At 49.7% G+C, this 6051-nt stretch carries 5 protein-coding genes; 4 read left to right on the top strand and 1 reads right to left on the bottom strand.

What is annotated here, in order from left to right:
• On the top strand, positions 1-1353 hold a 1353-nt coding region (locus ACKOVI_RS04330), incomplete at its 5' end, for a RelA/SpoT family protein (protein ID WP_509602818.1).
• An 8-nt stretch (positions 1354-1361) separates the two neighbouring features.
• Here the strand turns inward: ACKOVI_RS04330 and ACKOVI_RS04325 are convergent.
• Positions 1362-2684: a DUF349 domain-containing protein gene (locus ACKOVI_RS04325; RefSeq protein ID WP_509602817.1), complete on the bottom strand. Its 1323-nt coding sequence runs from the start codon at positions 2682-2684 to the stop codon at positions 1362-1364.
• Positions 2685-2803: 119 nt separating this feature from the next.
• Here ACKOVI_RS04325 and ACKOVI_RS04320 point away from each other — a divergent pair, with 119 nt between their 5' ends.
• From ACKOVI_RS04320 to aspS, 3 genes are all read left to right on the top strand, one after another.
• Positions 2804-3457 carry an MBL fold metallo-hydrolase gene (locus tag ACKOVI_RS04320; protein ID WP_509602816.1) on the top strand — a complete coding sequence of 218 codons (654 nt, stop codon included), beginning with the start codon at positions 2804-2806 and terminating at the stop codon, positions 3455-3457.
• A gap of 13 nt (positions 3458-3470) precedes the next feature.
• On the top strand, positions 3471-4727 hold the full coding sequence (hisS, locus tag ACKOVI_RS04315) for a histidine--tRNA ligase (protein ID WP_509602819.1): 1257 nt from the start codon (positions 3471-3473) through the stop codon (positions 4725-4727).
• A 37-nt stretch (positions 4728-4764) separates the two neighbouring features.
• Positions 4765-6051 (top strand): aspartate--tRNA ligase (aspS, locus tag ACKOVI_RS04310; RefSeq protein ID WP_509602815.1); only part of this gene is annotated, 1287 nt, incomplete at its 3' end.

Here is a 6051-nt window from a genome sequence, read left to right as displayed (position 1 = left end):
GTTAACGATGTGAAAGATTGCTACGCAGTACTTGGTTCAATCCATGCACGGTGGAGCCCTATACCTGGTCGTTTTAAAGATTACATTGCCATGCCTAAGTTCAATCTCTATCAGTCGTTGCATACAACTGTTATTGGTCCTAACGGTAAGGCGATTGAGATTCAGATTCGTACCTATGACATGCATAGTCGAGCCGAGTTCGGTATCGCCGCACACTGGAAGTACAAGCAAGGGGGAGACCAGAAATCTCCGGAAATGCTCTGGCTTCGCCAACTTCACGAATGGCAGAAAGAGACAGAAGATCCATCTGAATTCCTCGAAGCTCTTCGCTTCGACTTGGGAAGTCCTGAAGTTTTCGTATTTACCCCTAAGGGTTCAGTGATAGCTCTGCCTGGTGGTTCTACGCCAGTGGATTTTGCTTTCTCGGTACACACCGATGTTGGCCTGCGATGCGCTGGCGCCAAGGTTAACGGTCGACTTGTTCCGCTTGAATCAAAGCTTTCCAATGGTGATGTAGTGGAGATTGTTACGAATAAGTCTGATTCAGCAGGACCAAGTCGTGATTGGCTTAACTTTGTTAAAAGCCCACGAGCTCGTTCAAAGATCAAAGCGTGGTTTAGCAAGGAACGCCGTGAGGAAGCTATTGATGCTGGACGTGAATCCATTGCGCGCCAGATGCGTAAGGCAGGACTTCCCTTGCAGAAGATCTTTGCAGGACACGCACTCTTAGAACTGGCTCATGATCTTCATTATGCTGACATCGATGCTCTCTATAGCGCCGTCGGTGATGGCCATGTATCCGCCGCATCAATTATTGAGAAGCTTATTGTTTCGATGGGTGTCGAGGATTCACATCCAGAACCATCAGTCGAATACATTCCGACAGATAGCCAAGCGGCAAAGCGCACATCGAGTGCAATTAAGGTAGAAGGCGTTGATGACGTTCTTGTAAAACTCGCCCGTTGCTGTACGCCCGTTCCTGGGGACGAAATCATGGGGTTCATCACCAAAGGCTCTGGTATCTCTGTTCACCGGGATGACTGTCGAAATGCACAAGATCTTGTCGAACATCAAGGGGAGCGAGTTGTAGCTGTCTCATGGCTTGCAGGCGCCGCAAGTATCTTCCTCGTGAATATCCAGATTGAAGCTCTTGATAGAGCGCGGCTTCTTGCAGATGTGACTAGAACTCTTTCGGAACAGCATGTCAATATTTTGAGCGCGGCAGTCAGTACATCTAAGGATCGAGTAGCAATCTCAAAGTTCACATTTGAAATGGCAGATGCCAAGCACCTCGACAGCGTTCTTGCAGCGGTAAGAAACGTCGAAGGTGTCTACGATGTTTATAGAACGTAACGGAACAGTTACTTAAATTCTGCAAGAGACTTTTCAGCCTCTACAAGCCACACCTTACGAGCGGCAGCTGAATCGAGTGCATCCTGAGCCTTCTTTGCATTTCCAGCAGCCTGTGCCTTCGCAGCAGCCTTCTCGTAGTTCGCAATAGATTCAGTTAACTGTGCCACAACATCTGCTGCGCGTGCCTTTGCGGCAGGATCACTTTTACGCCAGATCTCAGCTTCTGCGCTCTTAATAGCCTCCTCGACGACAGCGAGGCGAGCATCAAGGGCTGCGCGCTTATCACGGTTGGTAATACCTATCTTTGTCCACTCATTCATCAATTCGCGGAAGGAAGTCTTTGCGGCTTTGACATCTGTAAATGGCAGGAGAGCTTCGATTTTAAGGATAAGTTCTTCACGTTTGATGAGATTTGCAGCCATGCTGACTTCACGCTTTTCAAGATCTGCATTCTTTGCAGCGAAGAACTGATCCTGCGCGGATTTAAAACGATTCCAGAGCTTAGTGTCATCGTTCTTTTTACCGCGACCAGCGGCCTTCCACTGATCCATGAGTACCTTGAAGCGGCGTGCTGTTGGGACCCAATCAGTGCTGACAGAGAGCTTCTCGGCTTCTGCGACGATTGCTTCTTTCGCTGCAGATACAACTGAAGACGCGACCTCTAGTTGAGCAAAGTGAGTACGGCGGCGTTTATCAAATTTGTTGCGTGATGCAGAGAAACGCTTCCAAAAATCGCCATCGGTCTTCTTATCAAGACGAGGAGCTGCCTTCCACTCATCGAGAAGCGTCTTGAGGCGATCGCCGGTCGCCTTCCAATTTTCAGAGAGAGCAAGTGATTCTGCCTCAGCCACAATCTTCTCTTTTTCAACCACAATTTGTTCTCGACGAGCAGCCTTAGCTGCAGATTCTGCAGCCTTCTTTGCTTCGTAGGCCTCGCGATGACCTTCAATCAAAGGCTCAATCTGCTCTACTGATGCAGCAAGAGCAGCGAGATCGCCGACGCCATTGAGTTCTGCCACTTGTGTACGAAGTTTCTTAACCGCGTCATAGGCATCCTGTGGAACCATCGCACCGCTTGTGATGCGTGCTGCAGTTAGCGCGACTTCAGATGCTAGAGCTTCAAACTTTCGTACAAAGTAGGCGAGTGCTTCTTCAGGGCTCTTGCCTGGGTAGGAGCCGACAGCCTTTTCGCCCTGCGGGGTGCGAACGTAGACTGTCCCATCTTCTGCGACTCGGCCGAACTGTGAGGGATCTCCGATCAGGGCGGTAGCCGCACTGACATGCGCCTTTGCTGCGTGTGCAAGCTCGGTTGGGTTATGTGTCTGTGTCATGGTGATCCCTTTCAGCGCGTTAGCCAGTGTGGCTTCCGTTATCAGCGTTTGTTATGGGGAAAAGGTACCCTGTCCCTCCTATCGTCGTAAATCGCACGCTTATTGGAAGGGCTCGAACGATGCTCGTACGCTCATTTCTGGCCCCGATGTTTGCCACTAACTGTTGGATTATTGCCGCAGGTAAAGGTCAAGAATGCATCATCGTCGACCCTGGCATGACAGATATCTCAGCAGAGGTAGAGATGATTGTGGCCGAGGAAGGTCTGAAGCCGGTCGCTGCAATTTTGACCCATGGACATCTCGATCACACCTTCTCTGTAAAGCCACTTGCCGATGGATATGGAATCCCCGCTTACATTCACTCGGAAGACCGCCGTTTCATTGCGGACCCTGCTGGAATTCATGGACCGCAATTTGTCGAACAACTTCGTGGCATGCACTTTGAAGAACCCATTTCAGTTGAAAACCTCAAAGATGGTTCGCTTCTTAATTTCGTGGGACTCAACATTCGGGCTATCCATGCTCCCGGTCATACACGAGGGTCGCTGATGTTTCTTATCAATGATGAAACATTGATAAGCGGTGATGTTCTCTTTGCTGGTTCGATTGGCCGTACAGACCTGCCAACTGGAAGCTCATCTGATATGCGCAACACCCTTTCAAAAAAAGTATTACCGCTCTCGGACGATATTCGCGTTTTGCCCGGACATGGTGGCGAGACCACTATCAAATATGAGCGCAAAAACAATCCATATCTGCAAGAATTGCAGTGACGAAGGGTTGATGATGAAATTTGAGAAGTTATTTGCACCTAAAGGTGTACGCGAATATCTACCTCCAGAGTCTCAAGGTTTTGAATGGGTTCGCGAACAATTGATTTCCCCTGCCAAGCGTGCTGGATATCAATTGATGGAACTACCAGTCTTCGAAGATACCTCTCTCTTTAACCGCGGCGTTGGTGAATCGACTGATGTAGTCACGAAAGAGATGTATACCTTTGAAGATCGCGGCGGACGTTCCATCACACTTCGTCCAGAGGGCACGGCCGGAGTGATGCGCGCCGTGATCGAATCCAACCTCGATCGAGGTCAGCTACCAGTGAAAGTGTGGTACTCCGGGCAATTCTTCCGAGCTGAACGGCCGCAAGCAGGACGCTATCGTCAGTTCTACCAAGTGGGTATCGAAGCCATCGGTATCGATGACCCGGCGCTGGATGCTGAAGTTATTGCCATTGCAGATCAGGGTTTCAAGAATCTAGGTCTCAAGAATTATCGACTTGAAATCACATCCTTAGGCGATGCTGCATCACGTGCTGCGCATCGCGTTGATTTGATGAATTTCCTCAACAAGTTAGATTTAGATGAAGCAACGCGTACACGAGCCGAGATAAATCCGCTTCGCATCTTTGATGATAAGCGTCCTGAAATTAAGAATGCGATGCAGGATGCACCTATATTGATGGACTACCTCTCGGATTATTCAAGAAATCATTTTGAGCAAGTAAAGAGTTATCTCGATGCGCTCGGTATTTCCTATTTCGTCAATCAACGCATGGTTCGTGGACTCGATTACTACACGGGAACAACTTTTGAGTTCGTCCATGACGATCTCGGTGCTCAAAGTGGCATCGGTGGCGGTGGACGATACGACGGCCTCATGGAGGTTCTCGGGGGACAGGCGCTCTCTGGAATCGGCTTTGGTCTTGGCGTGGATCGTGCACTGCTCGCAGCTATCGCTGAGAACACACTTCCAGTCGGTGAATTCACAACAGACCTCTTCATCATTCCCCTCGGAGAAGAAATGAAGGCCTTCGCACTCACAGTTGCAGCCAACTGTCGTCGTGAGGGATTTACCGTCGAGCTTGCATTTGGAGATCGTTCCTTGAAGGGCGCAATGAAGGGTGCCGATAAGAGCGGCGCTCGATTTGTAGCTGTGATAGGAGATTCAGAACGAGATAGTGGTGCTGTAGAACTCAAACGCATGAGCGACGGCACTTCAATCTCCGTTAAGATAGGCGAATTGCAGACCGTACTCAGGGCATAATCTCTGAGCACTTCCACAGTTAGAGGCGAAATCAATTATGTTACGTACACATGATGCAGGCGCGCTACGCGCCACACACGAAGGCACAACTGTCGCGTTGGCAGGGTGGGTCTCACGTCGTCGAGATCATGGTGGCGTTGCCTTTATCGACCTACGCGATGGAACCGGTTCTGTTCAGGTAGTTATCTCGGATGAGGCTATTGCAGGTTCACTTCGTGCTGAATGGTGTCTTCAGATTAAGGGTTTGGTGCGTAAGCGCCCTGCGGGAAATGAAAACTCCAATATCCCTACTGGTGAGATTGAAGTTGTTGCAGAAGATGTCATTGTTCTCAGTGAATCTGCGCCTCTTCCATTTCCAATCGACTCTGGATCAGAGTCCGAGATTAGTGAAGAAGTTCGTCTTCGCTACCGCTATCTCGATCTTCGCCGCGAGCGTCCAGCGGCAAACCTTCGCCTTCGCTCACGTGTTACATCTGCAATTCGTCGCGTGATGGAAGAGCTTGATTTTCATGAGATTGAAACGCCATATCTGACTCGTTCAACTCCTGAGGGCGCACGAGACTTCCTTGTTCCAGTACGTCTCCAGCCAGGTAGCTGGTACGCACTTCCTCAATCACCGCAGTTGTTTAAGCAGCTCTTGATGGTTGCAGGTATGGAGCGTTACTACCAGATTGCTCGTTGCTTCCGTGATGAGGATTTCCGCGCAGACCGCCAGCCAGAATTCACACAGCTCGATATTGAAATGTCATTTATCGATCAAGCAGACATTCTCGCTGTAGCAGAGCAGATCCTGGTAAAGATTTGGAAAGAATCCGTTGGTTACGATATTCCAACTCCTATTCGTCACATGACCTATGCAGATGCGATGGATAGGTACGGTTCAGATAAGCCGGATCTTCGTTTTGGATACGAACTCGTTGAAGTCACTGATTACTTTAAAGAGACACCTTTCCGAGTATTCCAAGCACCATATGTTGGTGCAGTCGTTATGCCAGGTGGTGCATCAACGCCGCGTCGCGAACTTGACGCTTGGCAAGACTGGGCAAAGGCTCGCGGCGCAAAAGGCATTGCATACATCTTGGTCAACGAAGATGGAACCCTCGGTGGTCCTGTTTCTAAGAACATCTCTGAAACAGAGGCTGCAGGGATAGCAGCACTCGTCGGTGCGAAGAATGGTGATGCAATCTTCTTTGCAGCAGGCGAGCGTTCTGCATCTCAGCAACTTCTCGGTGCTGCTCGTCTTGAAATAGGAAAGCGTTGCGGTTTAATCGCAGATGGTCAGTGGGAGTTCCTCTGGGTTGTCGATGCTCCAATGTTCGAGCCA

The organism is Candidatus Planktophila sp. (assembly GCF_046070465.1).
GTDB lineage: Bacteria > Actinomycetota > Actinomycetes > Nanopelagicales > Nanopelagicaceae > Planktophila.
This window is presented reverse-complemented; position numbering and strand designations above follow the sequence as displayed.